Here is a 21,271-nt window from a genome sequence, read left to right on the forward strand (position 1 = left end):
TGATCATGAATATGTCAACATTCTCGCTAAAAAAAGGCTTGCTGATATTAGTAAGTCTTGGAATGTTTTCGGGCAATAGTTTTGCCGACCGCATCAAAGATTTTGCAGACATTGCTGGGCAACGTTCAAACCAGTTAGTTGGTTATGGATTGGTTGTTGGTTTGGATGGTACTGGCGACCAAACTACACAAACTCCATTTACATTACAAAGTGTTTTGCAAATGATTGGTGTTCTGGGCGTTACGATTCCGCAGGGCGGTGGTCAAACTCAAATTCGAAATACTGCAGCAGTAATGGTGACAGCTGAGTTTCCAGCTTTGGCTCGTCCCGGACAGCAAATTGACATCACTGTCTCTTCTTTGGGAAATGCCACTAGTTTGAAAGGTGGTACGTTGGTGATGACACCTCTAAAAGCAGCTGACGGACAGGTCTATGCGCAAGCTCAAGGCAATCTAGTTATTGGTGGGTCCAGGGCGGCTACGGGTGGGGCAGCCACATCGGTTAACCATCTGAATGCTGGGCGCATTCCATCGGGTGGATTAATTGAAAAGGCGGTACCTTCTTTGCTCGCCGATGAATTTATACAGCTTGATTTGCACAGAGCGGATTTTTCTCTAATGCAAAGAACAGCTGAAACAATTGGAAAAAGATTTGGCTTGGGAACTGCTTTGCCTGTCGATGCAAGGACATTAAATGTAAGGGTGCCGGTTGAGCCGCTAAGACGTACTGCATTTATGGCCGCCTTACAAGATTTGGATGTGCCAATGGTGAGTGGTCCTGCAAGAGTCATTCTTAATTCACGAACAGGCTCTGTGGTTATGAATCAAGCGGTGCAGCTATCACCTTCTGCGGTGGCGCACGGTAATTTAACTGTAAAAATTCAACAAACACCAACAGTAAGTCAGCCGTTGCCATTTAGTCGCGGACAGACAACAGTTGCTACTCAAGATACAGCAACCTTGAATGATAGCGGCAAAGAAAACAGTTTGATTTCTGTCCCATCGGGTGCATCGCTTGATCAAGTAGTCAAGGCGCTTAATATGATGGGTGCCACCCCGCAAGATTTGATTTCTATTTTGCAGTCATTAAAATCTGCTGGAGCTCTAAGAGCTGAGTTGGAGGTGATTTAATGTCAAGCTCTAATGCCATTTCGGCGCCAATTGATCACAATAGTGCAAGACTATTAATGCCTGCCAAGATCGATGTCCCGGTTTCGACGAGTGAAGATAAGCTTAAGAAAGCCGCCCAGGGGTTTGAGCGTACGCTGATCCGTCAAATGTTAAGTACCGTCAGAAGTACGAATTTGCGTGGATCCGACGAGGCTAGCAATAGCTCTAAATCTTATCTAGAAATCATGGATGACAATGTGGCAGACATGCTCTCTAGGGGTAATGGCATCGGTTTTGCAACCAAAATGGCCGAGCAACTCATTCAGCAGGTAAATGCTGGAAAACTAATCGGAAACGCTGAAATTGCCGTTAGACCATTAAATGCGCCTAGAGAAGGTGCTGCCTCGCCCGAAACCTTAAACGCCCTCAAAAGGCCTGATGGTTTTCTGGGAACGGCGAAATAAGTAAGGAAGCACAATGGGAATCTACTCCATCACTGAATCAGCAATATCTGGCTTGAACATTGCACAAGCAGGAATTTTGACGACTTCGCAAAACGTAGCGGGTACTTCGGTAGAGGGTTATTCTCGTCGCAATGCAAATGCAATTATGGACGCGCTGGCGCCTAATTCACTGATGTTAAATGGGTCTAGTTTTGCTGTTGAAGGGTTCACCCGTCAATATTCATCATTGATTGGCGCGCAGTTGTTGAGTCAACAAGCAAAATCAAGTTATTCAGACACCCTAGTTAAGTACACAAATTCAGTTGATAGTCTGGTGGCAGATAAATCAGCGGGGTTAAATTCAGCTATCAGCGACTTTTTCAATGCTATGGGCGCATATGCTGCAGACCCTACAAATAAAGCGATGGCTGGGGCAATTACCGGTACTGCTAATGCCGTAGCGCAGCGCATGACTGGAATGAGTAGTTTGGTAAACCAGATTCAAAGTGATGCCCTAAGCTCACTAAATGAAACTGTTTCACAAGTTAATACCTTATTGCCTGCACTCGCTAATATTAATCAAAAGATTGTTGATGGTAATAGCCCAGGGGTTTCAGCGCCATCTGCTGATTTATTAGATGAACGTGATCGTTTGCTTTCTCAGTTACAAAAATTAGTTGGTGGACAAAGTCTAATTAATTCTGACGGAACGGCAACACAGCTTGTAGCAGGCATGCCGCTTGTTGAAAGAGCAATTGCGAACAAGGTAACTGTAAATGCAGATCAACAGCATGTTGCCTTAACATTTAATTTGCAAAATGGGCCAAATAAAGGTTTTTTACAAACTGTGCAGACCCTAGAGGGCGGTCAGGCTGGCGCTCTTTTGGAATTAACAAATAGCTTTGTACCAAGCATACAAAAACGCCTTGATACGGTTGCTATGGGTTTAGTAAAGGTAGCAAATAGTGCAGCACAAACGAGTCCTGGTATTGCTACAAATCTAGCAATCTTTGGATTTAAGGTTGCCGATAAGACTTATTCGAGTCTTGCCGCAAATGATTTAACTGGAAATTTACCGGCGATTGCAAGTGAAAATGATCTACTGGATCTGTATAGTAGTTTAGGTAATGCAATATCCTCAGACAGCGACATTAAAGTTGGCAGTAGTGTTGGATCCTACACTAAAGTAACCTCTTTGACTGCCTCAACAAACACTCTAGCAGGCGACTACACGATAACAAACTTTGGCGATGGCCAATTGCGACTCTCAGATTCCTTTGGAAAATCACAAATAGTTTCATTGGTAAACAGTTTATCCGGCGGATTGCAAACCCTTGATTTTAATCAGTTGGGCATTACTTTGCAGTTGGCTAATACAAGCCCCTCTCTGAGTGCGGTTAGTAGTTCGAGCGTGATTAGAAACAATGCCACCCTACCAATTGGTGGACCTGCATCCCAAACAATTTCTAATGTCACTATACAAAATAATGTGCTACCTGGTGAGCTGAATTTTACTAGCGTAGGTGATAAGCTCACGTTAACAAGCGCTGCTGGCGGTAGTCAAACAATAACAGTGATGCCTGGCGCTAGCGCTGGACAAACTCTTAATTTTGACCAGATGGGCATCTCTTTTTTGGTTAGCGACTCTAGTGTTCCTGTTAAATCTGCCAGTGATATCGCTACCTACTTCAGTAACATTCGAGTATCTACAGGGGATATTAAAGCCGGCACCACTTTGCCTGCAATCAACCCAACCCAAACAATTTCTGAGTTATCGGTACTGGGTGGCGTCAAAGCTGGTGAATATACGTTTAGCGTTAATGGCTCCAATCTGACTCTTGCAGGAAATGGAAAAAGACAAACAATTGTGGTTGGAAATGGTGTGTCTGCAGGGCAGACTTTAAACTTTGATCAACTCGGTATTTCATTCAAAGTTTCTGATTCCAGTACTCCAGTTCAAACGGCTGCTACGATTGCTGGGTATTTTGATGCTAAAAAAATCCAGGTATCGGCTGGTATTACCTTAAATAGTGCGCAAGATACAAAAGAGAATATTGCAGCCGCCCTAAATGGTCAAAAAGTGCGGGTTAGCGGGATTTCTAATCCGCTTGTTAACTACGGTTTAAATGCTAGCAATTTTATTTCTTTGGCTCCGAGCAATTTTGCGAGCTACTTTAATGGCAATACCCCATTAATTAGTTCTGAGAAAGCGAATGAAGTTCAAAAGCTTAGTGCTGTATTTGGAACCTCGGTGTCAAATTTAGTTAATGATGTTGGTGTTAAGGTTGCGACCTGGAGAAGCAATCAAAAAGCAGATGATGTTGTTCTATCAAATTTAAAAGCGCAGCGTGATTCCGTGTCTGGCGTTAATTTAGATGAAGAGGCTGCAAATCTATTGAAATACCAGCAGCTTTACACGGCCTCTACCAAGGTATTGCAAGCGGGAAATCAAATGTTTAATACCCTTCTATCAATCATGAACTAAGGAGTGAATGATGAGCGTAAGATTTAGTTCAAATCAGGTTGTAGATGCGGGGGTTCAGGGCATGGATAATGCTTTGGCAGATGCAATGTCATGGAACCAAAAAGTCACATCCGGCAAACAATACAGTAAAGCGTCGGATAATGCCTATGCAGTATCGCGGGGCGTTCGTCTAGACTTTGATATTTCTCGTCTGGAAATGTTTAAGACGAATCAAAATTTTGTGATGAGTAGTCATGCCAATGCCCAAACCCAAATGGATAGCATGATTAACGAGATGAATAGCTTAAAACAGCTGTTTGTGCAGTCGCAAAGTGGTGCGCTCAATAAGTCAAATTTTGCTGCATTGAAAGTTCAAGCTGAGCAGATACGCGACACGATAAAAACTCAAATGACAGCTAGGGATGCAACTGGAAACCCTATTTTTAATAATGAAGCAGAGATTAACAAGGTTCAAATTGAGCCTAATGTAATGGTCGAATCAGGGGTAAGCTTCCAAAGAGCCTTCGGGACAGACGGCAATTTGACTTATCCAGAAAACTCCTCTTTGTACAAAAATATCAATAATTTTGTGACTTATTTAGGGGAAATGGCAACTGGAACCATGCCGAGCAAGGCTGCTACCTTGGTTTCGGATGGCTTAAATACCTCTTTTGACCAGCTAACCATGGCCGAGCAGAGAAGCGGTGGAGTAGCTGCCCAGGTGGATAACGCCAGGAACGCCATGACCGCTTTTGGCACCCAAATGGCCGCTTCCCAGTCAGCCCTTCTGGATACCGACATGGCGGCAGCCACAGCGTCTTATACTAGAGCTCAGACCTTACTTAATGCAGCCCAGGCAATGTTTGCTAGACTGCAACAAAGTAACTTGTTTTCTAAACTATAAAAACTGAGTTGATCGAAGTATGAATATTCCTTTAGGGTGGATTATTGCGCTTGCTTGTGCCCTGGGAGGCTATGCCTTGCATGGTGGCCATATTATGGTTTTATGGCAGCCAACGGAGGTTTTAACCATTGTGGGTGCTGCTGTTGGAACCATGATTGCTTCCAACAGCATGATTAATCTAAAAAAGACGCTTTCTGCCTTGGGTGGTGCATTTAAATCCAAGGGCAACATTAAGCAGATGCACTTAGATTTACTTTGCCTCATGTTCGAGATTTTGCAAAAAATTAAACGTGATGGCTTGATGTCTTTAGAAGGTGATATTGAGGAGCCTGAGGCAAGCCCTCTTTTTGAAAAATATCCACTCATTATGAAAGACCATCATTTGGTCGATTTCATTACCGATTACTTACGCATGATGTTAGGCGGCTCTCTCGATGTAATTCAGATTGAGAGTTTGATGGAACAGGAACTAGAAGTTCATCATCAGGAAACCCATATCCCAGTAGCATCAGTTACTAACGTCGGCGATGGTTTGCCTGCGTTCGGTATTGTGGCGGCGGTTATGGGGGTGGTGCATACCATGGGTTCTATTGGTTTGCCTCCAGCTGAACTGGGTAAATTGATTGGCGCGGCTCTTGTGGGAACCTTCTTGGGTATTTTGCTCGCATACGCTATTGTTTCCCCGGTAGCGAAAGTGCTTGAGCAAAACGCAGAGGCTGATAGCCGTGCTTACATGGCGGTTAAAGCAATTTTGATTGCCAGCTTAAATAATTTCCCTCCTGCAGCGGCAGTAGAGTTTGGTCGTAAAGTTCTCTTTAGTTATCAGCGTCCAACATTCACTGAGCTCGATGAGGGCACTAAAGCCGTTAAAGGGAAATAAGCAGTATGGCTAAGAACGACGCGCCCATTATTGTCATTAAGCGCGTTAAGAAGGGTGGTCACGGTCATCACGGTGGCGCCTGGAAAATTGCTTACGCTGACTTCGTAACGGCCATGATGGCCTTCTTTTTGTTGATGTGGGTGCTGGGATCAACAACAGCGGGTGATTTGGCAGGTATTTCTGCCTACTTTCAAAATCCATTGCGTGTTTCATTGTCTGGCGGACAGGGCTCTGGTGATGCTACCCGCATTATTAGAGGCGGCGGAGATAACATCACAAAAACTGTGGGCGAGGAGTCACGGGCCGATGCCGACACTGAGCAACGCCGCATCAGCGATTCTTCGGTTACCGATGTCGAGAATGCGCGAAAAGACAAGACCAAAAATGAATTAGTTAAAGAAGATATCCAAAAGAAGATAGAGGCTGATGCTGAGCTCAAGAATGCTAAGGGCCAAGTATTTATGGATATTAATAGTGAAGGTTTGCGCATTCAAGTTGTTGATGAAAAAGGCAAGCCTTTGTTCAGTAGTGGTGGAACGGTGCCAAGTGTCTCAGCAAGAAGATTACTGCGAATTATTGGAAAGTCGATTCAGATGTCTCCCGGCCCGGTACGGATTGAGGGTCACTCTGATGGGGCTAAGTTCGGCAATGGCGAGAGTGGCTATACAAACTGGGAGTTATCTACCGATCGAGCAAATGTGGCACGTCGAGAATTGATTGCTGGAGGTTTGGATCCTGCCCTGGTTGTGCAGGTAATTGGATTTGCTAATACTGTCCCACTAAATCCAGAAGATTTGAACGATCCACTTAATCGCCGAATTTCTATTACCTTGCTTAATAAAAAACCCAAGCAAGAGGAGAAAAAAACAATTGTTCGCCCAGTAGAAAAAGTGCCCGAAACTATTGAAAAGGGTGCGCAAGAAATTCCACCCAATTTACGTGCACCAGCCCAGTTCTTATCGAAAGATAATGCACCTAAGGCGCCAGCAATGGAGATTCCTTCGAAGTTAAGCCCGCCTGCGGATAAGCCAGCGAGGTAGATCCTTGTTCACAATCTCCAGGTTTAGCTTATTTCTATTAATCGCTTTTATTTGCAAGACAGGTTTTGCAAGTGACGCTCATACCCCAGCAGGGACTTCTCAAGTAGTGGTATCTAAATCTGGATCAACAAATTCTAGCGAGCCATTTGTAGGTCCTCCATCTGAGGCAAAAAAACTTTATAAACGTTATAAAAAAGCCTCTGATAAGGCTATAGTAGCAATCGCTTGTGTACGCAATCCCAAATGTATTGAGCCTGAAGATGAGGTTCTCAGATATAGCAAAGAGGCGCTGCGAATACTGCAAAAACTGGATGAGTTGTCTGCCGAGGGCGACGTTCAGGCAAGTTATTATCGTGGTTTGATAGCCTACGAGCGTGGTGTTTACTACGACACCCAAGCTGAGATCATTACGCACCCTGATTTTATTTTGACCGCCACCGTATATCGTCGGTATGCTAAGCAGCAGTTTTTGATTGCCGAAAAGTATCTAGCTATTCCGGCTAAAGAAAAAAACCCTTATGCTTGCCAATATTTGGGTAATGTATATAGTTCAACTATTCTGGGTGCGCCTCGAAAAGATAAAGCAACTAATTATTACTATACTGCCGCTACACAATTTATTAATCAAGGCAATAAGATCGATGGCGCTAAGATGTACAACGCAATGAAGGAGAATGCCAACCCAGCAGACTCTCGCATTGTTGAGGTATATGCAAAGCTGCATAATGAAGAGCCTATTGCCTCTTGGAGAAAGTTACCTAGTGACTTGGTGCAAAAGCCTGCAAGTAAAAAAACGCAACAGCATTAATACTCAATACATTGGAGATTGCATAGCATGAATGAAAAATTAGAGCGTATTGTTGGGCTTCTCAAAAAAGTCTTGCTATGGTTCATTCTGCCTGTAGTGCTACTCATTTTTTGTTTTATCTTGGGCGAACAATTTGAGGTGGGTAGGCTTTCTGCGGTCGCCAGTTGCGAGGGTTCCATGAATAACGCTGCATGTATTCGTAGTAAAGGATATTTGGCAACCGCTCCTTACTACCCTGACCTTAGTCGTCGTTACTTTGGTGCTTACGCCAGAATGATTGGCGGGGACCTTGGGGCTAGCTATCGTGTTGAACCAATAGCGCCCGCTCTTAATTTGAAAGCGTCGGATGCACCCGCTGAGGATGAGGAGGATTTGGAGGATAACAAGCCTGCTGCAGGTAAAGATAAGCAAGCTCCTGCTAAAAAATAACATTTAAGTGTTTTATGCGAATGATCAATTGGCACTCCATAATACGAGTGCCGTTTGTTTTCTTGCTGGCCATTTTGTTGATTGCTTGCTCGGATTATCGTAAAGCAAGGTCCGCCTATGAAGCAGGAGAATATACAAAAGCTTTACATATCTTTGAGCAACTATCTAATGCAGGTGATAGTCAAGCGCAATACGACCTTTCGCAAATGTATTTACAGGGTATCGGCACAAGTAAAAATGTTGAAAAAGGCTGGGTTTGGATGAATCGAGCCGCTAACGGCGGTAATATTCAAGCTATGCTGGAGTTGGCAGTGCGCTACCAAAAGAGTCCTGCCTTAGAAAATTCTGAGCAAATGGCATTTATGTGGTTTCAGAAGGCGGCAATGGCCGGAAGTGCTGCTGGCCAGTACAACTTGGCACATCTGTATGAGGATGGCAACCAGACTCCGGTGGATTTAGTGCAGGCTTATGTTTGGATGGTTTTATCTCATCGCTCGGGTAATCCAATGGCTGCTTCAGAAGCCAAGCAATTAAAGGCGAAATTAAGCCCTCCAGAGCTAGAAAAAGCCGATGAGATGATAGTTAAGCTCAAGAAGGCTTTACCTTAGGTCTTTGTCGCCAAATCGTTTATCCTCTAATGGAAATGTACTCTAAAGAGGTAAAGATTGGCTGAAGGCGGAGATAACGCTCAAGAACGGGAACTAGAGCCGAGTGAACGGCGAATACTACGTGCCCGCGAACAGGGTCAGCTTCCGCAGTCAAGAGACATAGCAACATTTGCGCTATTAACAGTATTTATTATTTTTGTAATAGCAGCAGGTCCTCTGCTAATGCAACAGTTGGTTTTAATGACCAAGTCTAGTTTTATTTTTTCTAAACCAATTGAACTTTTAGATCATATTCAGGAGTGGTTAGGTGGGGCATTTCTTGTTGTCCTACTTTTGTTGAGTTTGATTTTTTTGCCTATTTGGTTGGTTGCAGTTTTTGCACCTCTATCTTTGGTCAACTTTCGAGCCTACTTTGCTCCCAAGTTTGATATGGAGCGTCTGGATTTTATCTCTGGCCTTGGCAGAATGGTTTCTCTAAATGCATTGTCAGAGTTGATTAAGAATATTCTGAAAACGATCCTTGTTTTAGGTATCGGAATGGCCTACTTATCCGGTCTATTCGTTTACATCAGGTCCATTGTGAGTCAGGATTTTGATGCTGCGCTTTTACATACTTCTTATTTCATATTAAATGGCTTCTTGCTGCTGATGATTCCATTGCTATTGATTGCCGTAGGCGACGGCTGGTTGCAATGGTTTAACTTTCGTAAGCAAATTCGCATGAGTCCTGAGGAAATGAAGCAGGAGATGAAGGAGTCCGAGGGGTCTCCAGAGATTAAGCAACGCCTACGTCAACGACAGCGTCAAATTGCCTCGTCACGGATGATGGCTGCCATAGAACGCGCGGATGTGGTCTTAGCTAACCCGGATCACTATTCAGTGGCATTGCGTTATGACATGGAGAAAATGTCTGCACCAATTGTGGTTGCCAAAGGAATGGATTTGGTTGCGTTGCGCATTCAAGAGGTGGCCAGAGAGCATGAAGTGCCGGTTGCCCAAATTCCCCCGCTAGCACGGTATCTTTATAGTCAATTGGAGATTGGGGAAGCAATCCCTATGTCTCTATTTGAAGCAGTTGCCAAAATATTGGCTTGGGCTTATGAGGTAAAACAGTCTGGTGGTATTGAGGGTGAAATACCTGAAGTCAATTTCATTCCAGAGCAGCTAAGGCCAAATAGGCCCTTGCTGTAAATCTGGACTTAATTCATGACGCTTTTGGCAAAAGTGGTTCCTACATCCTCTGGAAAGAAGTAAACCAACATTAATTCATTGCGATTATTTAAGCTGCGACCAATTTGGAAGGCAACTTGACCGCCACCAAAAATATAGGTCTTTGATTTGCGAATGCCTGCAGCAAATGCGCTCTCTTGACCCTCGGATGGAGTGTAGTCAAGACCATATTTAATGGTGAACCGCTCAATAATCGTATCAGCGATTTGCTTGTTGTAGTAACCCAATTCTTTTTTCATTAAAACAAGGCGTCCTGCTTCGTTATAAATGAGCCAAATCGCCTCCTCTTTATCATCCACTTTCACCTTGCAGCTAAATGACAGCTCATAAGCAGTGCAATTGAATTTTTCTTTTGCTTCTTCACGGGTGGTATTAAAGGGAATGCCAGCGTAGTCATCCATGGGCATTTTGACTACCTTGGTGTCTGGTAGCCAAATCTCTGCTTTGGCCTGTTCTTCTTTGTTGCCACAGGAGCTAAGCATTAGTGCCAATCCAGCGGTAAAAATAGGATAAATCCAAGTTTTATTCAGTGCCATAACAATCTCGACAGGGTTTTGGGGTTGGGGTGGATCCAGTTAGGAATAGGTTAAGCGCAAAGTACCTTTTTGATAATCATACCCCAGCAGATCAGGAAATTTGCTTAATATCTAAACGGGTTTTAATGCCGAATTTTCGCCCTACATTTAATGGATTATTTGTTAATATAGCCCTTAATAGACTTCATTCTTTTGCGTACCTTGGATAAATTAAATTTACAGGCCCAGTATTTAAATGCCTCCTCCCAGAAGAGTGGGGGCACCATTCACGAACGGCAGACAGCGGTTCCAAGGGCGGCGGTTAGTAGATCTCATCCAGATCCTCAAGATTTAAAGATCGCTCAACCAGGGCCATCAGTTAAATCAGTCAACCTTGATGTGAAAGTGAATAGCCCTAATCCGCTTGACTCCATTCCGATGAGCGCTGATAGACGTATCAGTGCCTACCAAAGGATTGCGAAATTACTTTAGGCTCAAATGCGAACAGACGCCCATGCGGCAGAGGGGTTAAATATGGATGATCTGGTATACACAAAATATAAAAAACCGCAGTCTATTCCTACCAACGATTCCATGCCAAGTTTGGCTCAGCTTCAAGAAAAACAAGAGCTAGAGCTTATTGAATTTGCGCAGGTGCGTTTTGGTATTAAAGGGGGATGCGTGGACATCAAACTGACGCCTTTACAATTTAATATGAAGATGAGTGAAGCCGAAGTGTTTAAAGTTTTACTAGGCGCGCCCGAGCGCGAGAGGGCGGATCAAATCCTTTATGGGATGGCTCAGGGCAATTTAGCGGCGTCGATGGCTAACAAAATTTTAGCCAGCTTGGCGCTATTAAGTAAGTTTAAAAAGATCAAGATAGACTGACTAGCCATATCTACGATCGAAGACTGTTATGGGAGCTCAAGACTCCCATCCTCAAATTGCGGCAAACTATGAGCCTAAGAAATGCAGGTGGGTTATTACTGTTGCTAATTCAAGCAATGCAATGCAATGCTACTAGAACAGTATAACTATTTTGTGCTTCTTCTTAAGGATGCACAAAAGCAAAAGCGATGAATTGCGATCTACCAGTAGGAAGAAGGTGGGGCGTACACCAGAATTTTTGCCGGGTTTAAGTAGCTATTGTTTTGATGTATTTCGTAATGTAAATGCGGGCCTGTGGAGCGTCCAGTAGAGCCCGAGTTGGCAATCAATTGACCGCGGGTAATCGCCTGACCAGGTTTAACAAATAGTTTGCTATTGTGGGCATACTTGGAAACGAAGCCATCGCCGTGAACAATTTCAATAAAGTTTCCGTAGGCGGGATCAAACCCAGCTTTAATCACTGTACCGTCGCCTGTTGCCACAATCGGAGTGCCTGAAGGGGTGACAAAGTCAATGCCAGAGTGTTGGGCAAGTTGCTTGGTGAAGGGGTCAACACGAACGCCAAAGTTGCTTGTCATACCCAAGCGTGCATCAATGGGCGGTCCGATCGGCAGGGTTCGTAACCAGCGATATTGTTTTTCCCACTCTGGTTGAGATTTCTCAAAAATTACCGCCATCTCGGTAGACTTGGAAACAGAGTCCTCAAAATTCTCCACTAAGGTTTTGGTGGGTTCAAACTTAAAACTCAGAGGCTTTAATGGTCCACCGATGCTAATAGATTCATTGAATTTATTTTTGATGGTGTAAGGGGTCGAGATAGCTAGGTATCGGTCTTTAATCGATTTGAGTTCATTAAATTGCATTGACGCTTTAGCAAGCTGATCTTGGATAGATTTGAGTTGCTTGGCGTATTTATTATCAAGAGCCATGCGCTCTTTCACAGTTACTACGCCACTGACCTCTCTGGCAAGGTCTGGGTTTACCTCAAGAGCTATATGAATACCGGTGGAGAATATCAATATTCCTAAGAGTAGAAATGATGCACCAGCAATCACGGCGACACGCGTCAGGCGCTCCTTGGTGATGTTGATTTGCTTAATAGCCCCAGTAGAGCCAGATACCCAAAATAATTGCATTTGGTTACTATAAGTGCCTGATATATATAAATTATTTACTACGTATATGGTCCCTAAAAGACCTATAATTATTGTTCTGAATCTTACTTCGCAATCAATTTTAGCCTTAATATAGCCTTGTGAACAAATTAAAAACCCTTTTGGGTGTGTATAAATCCCCTTTTTTGTTATCAACCCTCCTGTTTGCCGCGGTCGTTTTGCCGGTAAATGCTGCCATCATTGGCCAAATGCCCTCTTTTAGTGAGGTTTTATACATTACTTCCGAACCTTGCACATCTGAAACGGGCAGAGTTGAGCCTAACTGGTACTTTTCCTATTCGGTTAATGCCGTGGGCACCGTTACTCGAAGTTGCTATGTTAGATATAACGACCAAATATGGCTTAAGGGCCCATACGGTTCGGAATCTACATTTCCGATGAGCTATTTCACAAAACCTGCTGAAGCCGGTAGGGCAGATACCCCTGCCGAAGCAAAGCAGTAGGCGTTTTCGCTTAACTAGCTCGGAATATTAGGCGGCTTGCAAAAGAATTTATAGAGCACATAACTCATGGTATCGGGGATAACCCTTTCCCAGTTCGAGTTTGAAGTGTCTAGTTGGTCTACGCTAATGCCCGATCCATCGGGTCCAGAATAATAGCCAATGTAGAACTGCTTATAGCTCTCGTACCCTATTTTGCAGAAATATGACACATCCTGTATCACCGATGCGGTTGGCTCCCCATTTGGCGCGGAGAGGGTTTCCGTGTAACTAATGAGCTGCCATGTGCTTACTTGTTCATTTATAGGGTCTTTGACCGTTTTACTATCCTCGTAATAGTAAGAATTACCAACGTTATCCTTCGATAGAAAAACCCATTTAGCAAAAACTGGGGTAATAGGATTGAGTAAAAAGGACGCAATAACCAATAAATTTAATTTTATGAGGAATGGTCGCATTTTTAGGTTTGTGGCTGACATGGCTATTTATGTTTAATTTTATGCATTTTAAAGCCCAAAAGTGTAGATCAACTGCTAGAATTGCCTAAATCTTTATTAATGATAATGCTCGCTAAGGAGTGCTAAGTATGGCTGAAGTAAATCAACAGGGTTGCCTATTTGTGGGTGAGGGAGTTGTTCTCAAGGGCAACTTTGAGGTGCCCGATATTGCATCTATTTCAGGAACCGTCGAAGGTGAGTTGGTAGCCAAGCAAATATTAATTGAAGCCACTGGAATTGTGCGTGGCAAACTCAGTGGAGAGTCAATCGATATTCGCGGCGAGGTAAATGAGCAAGTTTCTTCATCTCGCAGTTTAATAATTCGCTCCACTGGTAAGGTGACAGGTTCTATCCATTACTCAGAAATTGAAATTGAGAAGGGCGGTCACTTGCATGGTGATTTGCATAATCTCAATCCACATTCTTAATTACTTTTTAAATTTATTTCCGAATACTGAATGATGTCTATTTTTTCCAAAAATCAACCTACCACCGATACTGATTCAAGCTCTAATGAGAGCCAGGATATTGTTCAAGAGGCGCTATCTCAAGAGGTAACACACGATTCAGAAGCGTATGTTCCTGAGCCGGTAACTCGATTAGAGTCAGCAAGTCGACCAAGCGTGTTATCCAAGCCTTCAATCATTAGCGAGGGGTTTACTTTTGAGGGTACTATCACTTCTGATGGTGTCCTTAATATAGCTGGAACAGTTCGCGGAAAAATTACTGCCAAGTCGGTATTGATTGACTCCACCGGCCAAGTTGACGGCGAACTAAACTCAGAGCAGCTGGTAATCAAGGGTCAACTCAAGGGTGAAGTGAATTGCGAGGACCTAAATGTAGGTCCGATTGCTCATGTGGATGGAAATATTAGCTATAAATATATTCACATTCAGCGTGGTGGCAAGGTTGCTGGCAAGTTTATCAAGAACTAATCTCTAATTTTCATGGCAATTAGACAAAGTCATGCGATACGAATATTAGATCCTTCGCGGGAAACATTTGGCTCCATTATTGGCTCAGACCTGGAAATATATGGACGGATTGTAGCCACTAAGAGTTTGCGAATAGATGGGACGATCATTGGCGATGTTGTAACCAAGCAGGGCGCGGACGTTTGTGTTGCCCTTGGTAAAACTGGATTGGTTCAGGGAAATATATCTGCCGGACGAGTTTTAGTGGCTGGACGAGTTGAGGGTAATGTTCGGGCGACTGAGCGTGTTGAGTTGCACAGTGGCGCTGATGTTCATGGAGACATAATTTATGCCCAAATTGGTATTGAACAAGGCGCTCGTTTAAGCGGACTGCTTTCTAAGATTACTGAGCAGGAATTACTATCCGATGATCACTTGGGTAGCTAGCTCTAGTTGATTGATATAAATTAGTTATGCTAACTAACGAACCAATCAAAATACTAGTTACCAACCAAAAAGGTGGCGTTGGGAAAAGCACTATCTCCGCAAATTTGGCGGCATATCTCGCTATTCAGGATGATTTAAGAGTCTCTTTAATTGATTTTGATAGACAGGCATCCTCTTCTCGTTGGACCAAAAAGGCCCCTGATATTGGAATTCGGGTAGCACAGGCAGAAATTGATTATCAAAGCGCCGGCTTGGCTCTGTTAAGTGCGCGTGCCAGTCTACGTAAATTTTCATCGGGATCGCAAATTTGTATTTGTGATCTAACTTGGACGCCAGCAATGTCTGAAGATTTTATGATGGACTTCGATATGGTGTTAATTCCAAGTTCCAGCGCAAAATTTGAAATGGCTAGTACCGAAATTTTTATTCTAGAGTACGTGCAAAAAAAGATGGCACGTTTGGCCGCTAACAAGCAAAATTTGATCGTGATTCCAAGTAGAGTTGACCCCGGATATGCCTCTCATGGAACCTTTACAAATTTAGATTTTTTGGCTAACTGCTTCATTGCGCCACCAATATATCGTATTCCGGACATGGATAGCTATGTTTATCAAGATTTCTTCTGCGTATGTTCTGATAAAGCAATAGCCGATAATTTTTCTGCCTTTGGTAAATATATTTCTCAAAAAATTGTCGAGCGCAAAGAGACTTTAAAAACATTGTCTATATCGGGTCCTTCAATCAATCGTGAAATTGCGAAGAAAGTTAGCGTCCTAGACGACTACCGAAATAGAGCAAAAAATCTTGGTTTCTATGGTGGAGCTGCGATGGCTGAATTAAAGCAGGATTCCAATGCTGATAAAACTCAAGATGACTTGACTGCAAAATCTGCTCAAGGTCAATATATCCCTGGTTTTTTACGAAAAAATCAAGATTAGCATTTAGATCGCTGTTATTGGTGACCTTTGGGTGCTATTGATTTCTGAGCTGATAAGTTGAATATGTAGGAACAAGATAATTGTTGACCTATTTGCACCCGATATCTTGGAGGCTTATTCTTCTAATCGGCCTCAGTAGTGGTTTTAGCATCTCATAAAAAGAATTTGCGTTGGTTAGTGTGTTTTCGCCCACCATAAAAATACATGTGCTAGCAGTGAGTAGTTTGATCCAGATAAAGTTGGATCAAGTAATGAAAAGAGCGTTGCCATTGGAATTTGGATTTCTGAGTATGGCAAATTGAATGCCCCCACCGGGATGAGATTTTAGCTATCACTAATAGATTGCTGGCTACCAAATATTTGGCATCAACCTAACCTCCCGATGGAGCTGTTTACTCGCTTGGATTAATCTACCAATTGGTAAGGGGTACTAGAAATTTGCTTAGGGGATTATTTTAAGTGCAGTGCTCTTGAGAAAGCTCCCATTTAGATTCTATAGACTTAAATTGACATTTATATTCGGTCAATAGAAAATACAAAGCAAACCAAGCTATTTGGGCACCAAGAAAACTTTTCCAATGTAAATTTAGTTAGGCCTAAGATGAGCGATCCCAAAAGACACGATATTTTTGAAGATAAAAACGGAACACGGGTTGCTATTAAGCAGGTTTTCCCTCCTAATGCTTCAGGCATTTCCTTTGTCGAATATAAAAATCTTTTAGATTCAAATTTACGTTTTTTGCCAGAAGCAGAATTTTTAGAGCAATTTACATGGGTGGAAAACTTCGATTCAATCGATACATACTCTGAGCCAGTTGCTGAGCAGTTGAATGATATCCCGCCAAGCGGGCCCGAGCTAGAGTCTAAGGATGGCCAAGAGGATAGTACTGGGGCGGAACCTACTACAAAGCCTTCCAGGTCTGAATAAACTGGCGTAATGTGGTTAAAATCGATGCGTTAACCTTTACATGCCAGTGGATAATTTCTGGCTGGTAAGGCTCCACCCTGTAAGGATCTTGATGCAAGACGCTACCCCACAATCCAGGCAACTGCAGTTGGCCCTCAAAATTATTGCCATCACTTGCGGCTTTACATTATTAATTGGATCAGCTTACTCTAATAATATCGGGTCACCAAGCCTGCATGAGTTTTTGAGCTTTTTTTCAAGACAAGTCCAGAGTACGACTCAGCTGCAATGGCTGTGCGGAATTATTTTTATAACGGCCGGCATATTTTTTGTTCCCGTTAAAGTAAGCGAGAAAAAAAAATTTATTGGAGCAAAAGATCTTAGTAATGATTCATACATTTTATATTTGTTAGATAAGTATCAAATTGAAAAAAATTTAGTACTAGATCAACATATTGTTTGCGACAAAATTTTTCCCTCCATTAATGAGGCCTTGTCTTATGTGCATCTAATTGAGTGTCCATTAAATGCCAAGGATGCGCCGGATTCAATTAATCATTTAACTGAGAGCGAGCCTCTTGATCCTGTTGAGGAAAGTCCTGCTCGGCTATCAGAGCGTATTGAGCCTTCTATAGATGGAGGTCTAAAAAATCCCTTTCAAGATATTCAAAATCAGCCCAATCAAATTGCAGTGCAACCATGGGATGAGATTAAGCGACTTAAGGTTATTGGTATTTCAGGCGCTATCTTGTTTGCTACTGTATTAGGCGGCTTGTACTATGCCAATTCCAATTCGGTGACGTATGCGCCCAAGATTGTTGCGCCAACATCTCCAGATTTGGCTTTACCCGTAGCACCTAATTCTGATCAAGTTGTGTCTGGATCTATACCGACCCAAGAGGTATCAGGGGTTGATAATTCCAAGGAATCGACTAAATCAGTAGCTACAGTTCCAATCAATGAACGATGGATTGGAACTTGGATAGTTGATGGCACCAAGCTAAAGCTTGTGGTAAACGCAAATCAGTTGAGATTCAACGATGAGGATTTTACTTGGACCGGAACCAGGCCTAAAGGGGTGGTCGAGTGTTGCTTAGCATTTTATGAGGGCGCTACCAATAAATCTGACCTACTAGCCAGAATCTCGGGAGCTCAAGAATCTGGGGCTATACTCAAGCCGGATGCACAAAAGACCTTATCCCTAATTAATGGTCTAAGTGATGGAAATTTCAAGCGCATTGTTTTGGCGGACCCCTACCTTAAAAAATATTTTTTCATCTACGATCAAAATTACGTTTACCGTATTAGTAGAGATCTTGGTGATAAGGTTGATGTAGTAATCGAACAGCTCAAGAAACAAGAATGAGTTCATCATCAGAACTAGAAGTCCCTTCGGGACCTTACTTGCAGCCATATGAGCAGCTGCGACTATTACGCGAGCAGACTCATATACGTACTATTAGTGACGAAATTGTTGGTCAGCAGTGCATTTTTTTCTATAGCCGAAATTGGATATTTGATCTCTCATTGAATAGCACTGATAAGCAGTGGAATATTACTCAGCAGGTTTATTTTCGGAATGTTCGGAAACATAAGACTCTTGCATTCGCGTTACCCTATATTGTTATTCAGCTTGCTTTTGCCGATTCGCCTAAGTATCTTAGGGCGCTTGTCACTTATGGCGCTGACATCACTAAGATGATTGGATCTATGGATCACTTTATTAAGCGCGAGGAGGGGATTCGGGCTTGGGTCGAGCAACCTGACTTTAGCTGGAGGCCGTCCAATATTACGGAGTTGTCGAACCGCATATTAGAAACCGAGAGCCAATTCAAGGAGATAGAATTTTATCGATACCACGAGCCATTTCATGCCAAATTAAATGGCTCGTGGGAACAAATTCAAGTTTAATTGAGGCTCTTGCCATGGATAACTCTGATTTTTATCAAGCCGAGCATTATCTGAAGTTGGGTTTATACCCCCAAGCTTTTGAGGCATTCATGGCCCTTGAGGTGGGTAGTTTTGAGTGCACTTTTTTAAAGCCTTGCATGATGGCTATGGATGGTCAGCTTAACCAGGCACAATTAGATGTGCTTTTTAATGAATTAGAGCGTGAGGTAAAAAATAAAAATCCCCAGGCGATATATAACTATGGGGTTGTGAAGGGGCATTTTAGAGATATTGCTAAAGCTACAAGTTTGCTACAGCTGGCAATGGATCTAAATGTGCTAGAAGCTCGTGGCGCATTAAGCCGTCTATTGATGAAAGGTTAGATTTAGATCATTTTGAGATGAGAAAAGCTGCCTACGTTACTTTTTCTTATATAGACTTGCTTCATGTTTTATAAAAACTATCAAAATCATCAGGTTGCAAGCATTTTATAAGGTAAACGTCAGCATTTAAGCTTACAGCCTTGTTATCTTTGGATTAAATATCCTCAGAAAAAATAAAATACTTAAAAATCAAATATATAAAGCAAAATTTCAGCAGGTAAGAAATTTACTTTTAAGCATCTATTTACTTTGCGTATTAAAAAATTGCCGCTAGGATTGTCTTAAATATTTTCCTTCTTTGAGGGGGTTCTATGGGGCAAAAGAGTGAGATTAATAAGCTTGTTGCAAATTCAGATGTATTTGTAGAGCTTCATATAGGGGATCTTGTTAAGGATTGCCTGAGATGGCATGAGCAGGTTAATAGGCGTACTTATCCGAGTGATATGTTGCCGAGCGTCATCCATAAAGTAGACCCTTGTTTAGTTGCTGTGCGATGAAAATCATGCGCACAAAGGACTGGTTGGCGCCACTCGTTTTTACCATTTTCTCTATGCTAGTAGCGGTCTATTTGCTTCTTGGGTTGCCGCCGAAAAATAACTCTGTAGAAGTCAGCGCTGGCTTGTTGGATGCTGAATTACTTCATCACTTTACAGTTTTAGCCGAGGCTTATGCCAAGGAGGAGGCAGACAGTTCTAGAGCGCAACCATAAACCTATTACTTAATAAGTCTAGTTGTATCCGCAGGGATAAATTTTGATCAGTTGTTGAAGTAAAACTTCGTCAACACTAGGCTTTACTGGGTTGCTTGGCGTTAGATCCTGTATGCCTAAGGAAATAATTTCTCTGTAATTGTTTGTTGTCAGTTTTAAATAGGGTGGAAAGCAATACAGAGGTACTTGATTGATAGAGGTCAGTTTATTATTCGCAGCATTCAGACCTGCACTAAGACCTAGCAAATAGGTGTTCGTAGATCGCGTTTTACTTTTATTTTCAAAGTCAGTGATTGTTAGATCAGCATAGGCTTGAAAAGTGGTTAGGGCCCCGATTAGGGTTAGGAGGGTTTTAATCATGATGCCTCTTACGCAATTGAGTTAGGCTTCCAATTTAACAGATACTATTGAGCCCATAGTAAGCTATTGGGTATTCGATACGAATAAGGATAACTTATGGTAGCCATTGACTGGGATTTTTGGTTCTCAAAACCCTACATATATACTTGGCAGGCTGCAGCCTTAATACATGGGATTAATCCCAAGCAAATTAAATTTCCAGTGCGAGATGCCGCTGGAGAACTCCATTTTGATCAAACAAATTTTGATGGTCGCTATGAGGAATTTCGTTTAACGCTTGATTTGTTGACCGAGAATGCCTGGATTCAAAATTTTTCAGCACAAAATTTACGAGTAGATTTCAAACGTTTCTTATTTTGGGCGCGCCATATTCGGAAATGGCAAATGCCACCAAGACTTGCGGCGTTTGCTCAAGGAGTTGATCTTGATGCTTTGGATGAGAATGCTGAAGAGAAGGCAAATTTACTTAGAGATGAGCGAAATACCCTGCAGATTATTTGGGCACTTCGAACCATGCTTAAAGAACATCAGTATGGCAAGACAGACCGCGAATTGATTTACTATCTCTCTAAAACGTATTCTGATAAGTCGGGATTTAAGCGCTTGGCGCTGGAGATGAAATTTGCTGAAGCCCAGGTAGCGTCTGAGATGTAGATCATTTTGGGTAAGCGGTTGCTTTTGGAATATCGTCCGCTGTCCATGTTTTACTGAGGTCGCCGGTTGGCCCAAACTTCACGAATCCGTATAGAACGCCTAAAATTAGGAACACGATGCCGATAGTCTTAATTAGACGGTGATCGTTTTCCTCTTTTATTTGATATCTTGGGGTTGCATGGCGTAATTGAAAAACCTCAGGAAAGGCGTCTTCAATAGATTTTTTAGCGGATTTGGTGTGATGATAGCTCGATTCTTCAGGGTCTCCCATTTCAATTGCTTGAGCTGCCTTGAAATATTCTTGACTAGCAGCACTCAGAATCTTAGCTCTTCGTATTAAATCAGCATGTCTTTCAAGTTCTGCCGGTGTCATCCTTAATTATCCTCCTTGCGCACTTTGAATTGATTGTACTTGCTTTTAATTATTTTTTTAGTGTTTAACTTAGATTTAATAATCATCTCATTGCGAAATTTAATGAATGCCTGATTTGGGTCGAGTGCTTCCATAACTACTTTTTGGATTTCGCCATCCGTTAAAATATAAGTAATAACCCAATAATGAGCTAAAACGCTTGCTTCAATTGAGAGAATCTCATATTTTTTCATGCCCAACTGTAATAACTCTTTTGTGTGTAAGTA

General features: G+C 42.5%; 28 protein-coding genes. 22 read left to right on the plus strand and 6 right to left on the minus strand.

What is annotated here, in order from left to right; genetic code table 11:
• Nucleotides 1-5 precede the first annotated feature (5 nt).
• From ICE93_RS04610 to ICE93_RS04655, 10 genes are read left to right on the plus strand one after another with little or no spacing between them, the layout of a single operon-like run.
• Nucleotides 6-1,130 carry a flagellar basal body P-ring protein FlgI gene (locus ICE93_RS04610; RefSeq protein WP_304609450.1) on the plus strand — a complete coding sequence of 375 codons (1,125 nt, stop codon included), beginning with the start codon at nt 6-8 and terminating at the stop codon, nt 1,128-1,130.
• The gene (locus ICE93_RS04615; protein WP_216186018.1) at nt 1,130-1,573 is read left to right on the plus strand and encodes a hypothetical protein; all 444 of its coding nucleotides are present in this window, start codon (nt 1,130-1,132) and stop codon (nt 1,571-1,573) included. The genes ICE93_RS04610 and ICE93_RS04615 overlap by 1 nt, the downstream gene beginning before the upstream one ends.
• A 13-nt stretch (nt 1,574-1,586) precedes the next feature.
• Nucleotides 1,587-4,037 carry a flagellar basal body rod C-terminal domain-containing protein gene (locus ICE93_RS04620; RefSeq protein WP_216186021.1) on the plus strand — a complete coding sequence of 817 codons (2,451 nt, stop codon included), beginning with the start codon at nt 1,587-1,589 and terminating at the stop codon, nt 4,035-4,037.
• A gap of 10 nt (nt 4,038-4,047) precedes the next feature.
• Complete coding sequence (locus tag ICE93_RS04625; RefSeq protein WP_255554690.1) at nt 4,048-4,920, plus strand: flagellin; 873 nt, start codon at nt 4,048-4,050, stop codon at nt 4,918-4,920.
• 19 nt (nt 4,921-4,939) lie between these two features.
• On the plus strand, nt 4,940-5,800 hold the full coding sequence (gene motA, locus ICE93_RS04630) for a flagellar motor stator protein MotA (RefSeq protein WP_215400165.1): 861 nt from the start codon (nt 4,940-4,942) through the stop codon (nt 5,798-5,800).
• 5 nt (nt 5,801-5,805) lie between these two features.
• Nucleotides 5,806-6,840 carry a flagellar motor protein MotB gene (motB, locus tag ICE93_RS04635; RefSeq protein WP_216186025.1) on the plus strand — a complete coding sequence of 345 codons (1,035 nt, stop codon included), beginning with the start codon at nt 5,806-5,808 and terminating at the stop codon, nt 6,838-6,840.
• A gap of 4 nt (nt 6,841-6,844) precedes the next feature.
• Entirely contained in the window at nt 6,845-7,648 is an 804-nt protein-coding gene (locus tag ICE93_RS04640) for a hypothetical protein (RefSeq protein ID WP_216186027.1), read from the plus strand.
• Nucleotides 7,649-7,675: 27 nt separating this feature from the next.
• Nucleotides 7,676-8,077 (plus strand): hypothetical protein, encoded by a 402-nt coding sequence (locus ICE93_RS04645; RefSeq protein ID WP_216186029.1) that lies wholly within the window; start codon nt 7,676-7,678, stop codon nt 8,075-8,077.
• A 14-nt stretch (nt 8,078-8,091) separates the two neighbouring features.
• Nucleotides 8,092-8,685: a tetratricopeptide repeat protein gene (locus ICE93_RS04650; protein ID WP_216186031.1), complete on the plus strand. Its 594-nt coding sequence runs from the start codon at nt 8,092-8,094 to the stop codon at nt 8,683-8,685.
• A gap of 57 nt (nt 8,686-8,742) precedes the next feature.
• On the plus strand, nt 8,743-9,876 hold the full coding sequence (locus tag ICE93_RS04655) for a flagellar biosynthesis protein FlhB (RefSeq protein ID WP_216186033.1): 1,134 nt from the start codon (nt 8,743-8,745) through the stop codon (nt 9,874-9,876).
• An 8-nt stretch (nt 9,877-9,884) separates the two neighbouring features.
• On the opposite strand, the gene ICE93_RS04660 is transcribed toward ICE93_RS04655, so the two are convergent.
• Nucleotides 9,885-10,451: a hypothetical protein gene (locus ICE93_RS04660; protein ID WP_216186035.1), complete on the minus strand. Its 567-nt coding sequence runs from the start codon at nt 10,449-10,451 to the stop codon at nt 9,885-9,887.
• Between the two features lie 477 nt (nt 10,452-10,928).
• Here ICE93_RS04660 and ICE93_RS04665 point away from each other — a divergent pair, with 477 nt between their 5' ends.
• A complete protein-coding gene (locus ICE93_RS04665) occupies nt 10,929-11,318 on the plus strand; it encodes a hypothetical protein (RefSeq protein ID WP_216186037.1) in 390 nt (129 codons plus the stop codon).
• Between the two features lie 200 nt (nt 11,319-11,518).
• Here the strand turns inward: ICE93_RS04665 and ICE93_RS04670 are convergent, their stop codons facing one another.
• Nucleotides 11,519-12,454 (minus strand): M23 family metallopeptidase, encoded by a 936-nt coding sequence (locus ICE93_RS04670; protein WP_216186039.1) that lies wholly within the window; start codon nt 12,452-12,454, stop codon nt 11,519-11,521.
• Between the two features lie 119 nt (nt 12,455-12,573).
• Between ICE93_RS04670 and ICE93_RS04675 the strand changes: the two genes are divergently transcribed.
• Nucleotides 12,574-12,936 (plus strand): hypothetical protein, encoded by a 363-nt coding sequence (locus ICE93_RS04675; protein ID WP_216186041.1) that lies wholly within the window; start codon nt 12,574-12,576, stop codon nt 12,934-12,936.
• Between the two features lie 14 nt (nt 12,937-12,950).
• Here the strand turns inward: ICE93_RS04675 and ICE93_RS11485 are convergent, their stop codons facing one another.
• Entirely contained in the window at nt 12,951-13,412 is a 462-nt protein-coding gene (locus tag ICE93_RS11485; protein WP_370624591.1) for a surface-adhesin E family protein, read from the minus strand.
• Nucleotides 13,413-13,519: 107 nt separating this feature from the next.
• On the opposite strand from ICE93_RS11485, the gene ICE93_RS04680 reads away from it, so the two are divergent.
• The 9 genes from ICE93_RS04680 to ICE93_RS04720 all read left to right on the plus strand — a co-directional run bounded on the left by ICE93_RS04680 (nt 13,520) and on the right by ICE93_RS04720 (nt 19,618).
• Nucleotides 13,520-13,858 (plus strand): polymer-forming cytoskeletal protein, encoded by a 339-nt coding sequence (locus ICE93_RS04680; RefSeq protein ID WP_216186043.1) that lies wholly within the window; start codon nt 13,520-13,522, stop codon nt 13,856-13,858.
• 30 nt (nt 13,859-13,888) lie between these two features.
• Nucleotides 13,889-14,365 (plus strand): polymer-forming cytoskeletal protein, encoded by a 477-nt coding sequence (locus ICE93_RS04685; protein WP_216186045.1) that lies wholly within the window; start codon nt 13,889-13,891, stop codon nt 14,363-14,365.
• 12 nt (nt 14,366-14,377) lie between these two features.
• The gene (locus tag ICE93_RS04690; protein WP_216186047.1) at nt 14,378-14,791 is read left to right on the plus strand and encodes a polymer-forming cytoskeletal protein; all 414 of its coding nucleotides are present in this window, start codon (nt 14,378-14,380) and stop codon (nt 14,789-14,791) included.
• A gap of 26 nt (nt 14,792-14,817) precedes the next feature.
• Nucleotides 14,818-15,729 carry a ParA family protein gene (locus ICE93_RS04695; RefSeq protein ID WP_216186049.1) on the plus strand — a complete coding sequence of 304 codons (912 nt, stop codon included), beginning with the start codon at nt 14,818-14,820 and terminating at the stop codon, nt 15,727-15,729.
• Nucleotides 15,730-16,330: 601 nt separating this feature from the next.
• Nucleotides 16,331-16,657 (plus strand): hypothetical protein, encoded by a 327-nt coding sequence (locus ICE93_RS04700; RefSeq protein WP_216186051.1) that lies wholly within the window; start codon nt 16,331-16,333, stop codon nt 16,655-16,657.
• Between the two features lie 91 nt (nt 16,658-16,748).
• Nucleotides 16,749-18,002, plus strand: coding sequence for a hypothetical protein (locus ICE93_RS04705; protein ID WP_216186053.1), 1,254 nt, complete (start codon nt 16,749-16,751; stop codon nt 18,000-18,002).
• Nucleotides 17,999-18,547 carry a hypothetical protein gene (locus ICE93_RS04710; RefSeq protein WP_216186055.1) on the plus strand — a complete coding sequence of 183 codons (549 nt, stop codon included), beginning with the start codon at nt 17,999-18,001 and terminating at the stop codon, nt 18,545-18,547. Before ICE93_RS04705 ends, ICE93_RS04710 begins: the two co-directional genes overlap by 4 nt.
• Nucleotides 18,526-18,909 (plus strand): hypothetical protein, encoded by a 384-nt coding sequence (locus ICE93_RS04715; protein WP_216186057.1) that lies wholly within the window; start codon nt 18,526-18,528, stop codon nt 18,907-18,909. The genes ICE93_RS04710 and ICE93_RS04715 overlap by 22 nt, the downstream gene beginning before the upstream one ends.
• A gap of 502 nt (nt 18,910-19,411) precedes the next feature.
• A complete protein-coding gene (locus ICE93_RS04720) occupies nt 19,412-19,618 on the plus strand; it encodes a hypothetical protein (protein ID WP_216186059.1) in 207 nt (68 codons plus the stop codon).
• An 18-nt stretch (nt 19,619-19,636) separates the two neighbouring features.
• Here the strand turns inward: ICE93_RS04720 and ICE93_RS04725 are convergent, their stop codons facing one another.
• The gene (locus ICE93_RS04725) at nt 19,637-19,978 is read right to left on the minus strand and encodes a hypothetical protein (RefSeq protein ID WP_216186061.1); all 342 of its coding nucleotides are present in this window, start codon (nt 19,976-19,978) and stop codon (nt 19,637-19,639) included.
• Nucleotides 19,979-20,074: 96 nt separating this feature from the next.
• Here ICE93_RS04725 and ICE93_RS04730 point away from each other — a divergent pair, with 96 nt between their 5' ends.
• Nucleotides 20,075-20,632 carry a hypothetical protein gene (locus tag ICE93_RS04730; protein WP_216186063.1) on the plus strand — a complete coding sequence of 186 codons (558 nt, stop codon included), beginning with the start codon at nt 20,075-20,077 and terminating at the stop codon, nt 20,630-20,632.
• Nucleotide 20,633: 1 nt separating this feature from the next.
• Here the strand turns inward: ICE93_RS04730 and ICE93_RS04735 are convergent, their stop codons facing one another.
• Nucleotides 20,634-21,005, minus strand: coding sequence for a hypothetical protein (locus ICE93_RS04735; RefSeq protein ID WP_216186064.1), 372 nt, complete (start codon nt 21,003-21,005; stop codon nt 20,634-20,636).
• Between the two features lie 2 nt (nt 21,006-21,007).
• On the minus strand, nt 21,008-21,238 hold the full coding sequence (locus ICE93_RS04740) for a hypothetical protein (protein ID WP_216186066.1): 231 nt from the start codon (nt 21,236-21,238) through the stop codon (nt 21,008-21,010).
• Between the last annotated feature and the right edge of the window lie 33 nt (nt 21,239-21,271).

The organism is Polynucleobacter sp. MWH-HuK1 (assembly GCF_018881815.1).
Classification (GTDB): Bacteria; Pseudomonadota; Gammaproteobacteria; order Burkholderiales; family Burkholderiaceae; genus Polynucleobacter.

Excerpts from the sequence above, each read along its gene's own strand:
- ICE93_RS04700 (WP_216186051.1), top strand. The coding sequence starts at position 16,331 with ATGAGCGATCCCAAAAGACACGATATTTTTGAAGATAAAAACGGAACA.
- motB (WP_216186025.1), top strand. The coding sequence starts at position 5,806 with ATGGCTAAGAACGACGCGCCCATTATTGTCATTAAGCGCGTTAAGAAG.
- ICE93_RS04665 (WP_216186037.1), top strand. The coding sequence starts at position 10,929 with ATGCGAACAGACGCCCATGCGGCAGAGGGGTTAAATATGGATGATCTG.
- ICE93_RS04720 (WP_216186059.1), top strand. The coding sequence starts at position 19,412 with ATGCGCACAAAGGACTGGTTGGCGCCACTCGTTTTTACCATTTTCTCT.
- ICE93_RS04740 (WP_216186066.1), bottom strand. The coding sequence starts at position 21,238 with ATGAAAAAATATGAGATTCTCTCAATTGAAGCAAGCGTTTTAGCTCAT.
- ICE93_RS04625 (WP_255554690.1), top strand. The coding sequence starts at position 4,048 with ATGAGCGTAAGATTTAGTTCAAATCAGGTTGTAGATGCGGGGGTTCAG.
- ICE93_RS04610 (WP_304609450.1), top strand. The coding sequence starts at position 6 with ATGAATATGTCAACATTCTCGCTAAAAAAAGGCTTGCTGATATTAGTA.
- ICE93_RS04680 (WP_216186043.1), top strand. The coding sequence starts at position 13,520 with ATGGCTGAAGTAAATCAACAGGGTTGCCTATTTGTGGGTGAGGGAGTT.
- motA (WP_215400165.1), top strand. The coding sequence starts at position 4,940 with ATGAATATTCCTTTAGGGTGGATTATTGCGCTTGCTTGTGCCCTGGGA.
- ICE93_RS04685 (WP_216186045.1), top strand. The coding sequence starts at position 13,889 with ATGATGTCTATTTTTTCCAAAAATCAACCTACCACCGATACTGATTCA.
- ICE93_RS04620 (WP_216186021.1), top strand. The coding sequence starts at position 1,587 with ATGGGAATCTACTCCATCACTGAATCAGCAATATCTGGCTTGAACATT.
- ICE93_RS04710 (WP_216186055.1), top strand. The coding sequence starts at position 17,999 with ATGAGTTCATCATCAGAACTAGAAGTCCCTTCGGGACCTTACTTGCAG.
- ICE93_RS11485 (WP_370624591.1), bottom strand. The coding sequence starts at position 13,412 with ATGTCAGCCACAAACCTAAAAATGCGACCATTCCTCATAAAATTAAAT.
- ICE93_RS04615 (WP_216186018.1), top strand. The coding sequence starts at position 1,130 with ATGTCAAGCTCTAATGCCATTTCGGCGCCAATTGATCACAATAGTGCA.
- ICE93_RS04725 (WP_216186061.1), bottom strand. The coding sequence starts at position 19,978 with ATGATTAAAACCCTCCTAACCCTAATCGGGGCCCTAACCACTTTTCAA.
- ICE93_RS04670 (WP_216186039.1), bottom strand. The coding sequence starts at position 12,454 with ATGCAATTATTTTGGGTATCTGGCTCTACTGGGGCTATTAAGCAAATC.
- ICE93_RS04645 (WP_216186029.1), top strand. The coding sequence starts at position 7,676 with ATGAATGAAAAATTAGAGCGTATTGTTGGGCTTCTCAAAAAAGTCTTG.
- ICE93_RS04650 (WP_216186031.1), top strand. The coding sequence starts at position 8,092 with ATGCGAATGATCAATTGGCACTCCATAATACGAGTGCCGTTTGTTTTC.
- ICE93_RS04695 (WP_216186049.1), top strand. The coding sequence starts at position 14,818 with ATGCTAACTAACGAACCAATCAAAATACTAGTTACCAACCAAAAAGGT.
- ICE93_RS04660 (WP_216186035.1), bottom strand. The coding sequence starts at position 10,451 with ATGGCACTGAATAAAACTTGGATTTATCCTATTTTTACCGCTGGATTG.
- ICE93_RS04690 (WP_216186047.1), top strand. The coding sequence starts at position 14,378 with ATGGCAATTAGACAAAGTCATGCGATACGAATATTAGATCCTTCGCGG.
- ICE93_RS04735 (WP_216186064.1), bottom strand. The coding sequence starts at position 21,005 with ATGACACCGGCAGAACTTGAAAGACATGCTGATTTAATACGAAGAGCT.
- ICE93_RS04730 (WP_216186063.1), top strand. The coding sequence starts at position 20,075 with ATGGTAGCCATTGACTGGGATTTTTGGTTCTCAAAACCCTACATATAT.
- ICE93_RS04705 (WP_216186053.1), top strand. The coding sequence starts at position 16,749 with ATGCAAGACGCTACCCCACAATCCAGGCAACTGCAGTTGGCCCTCAAA.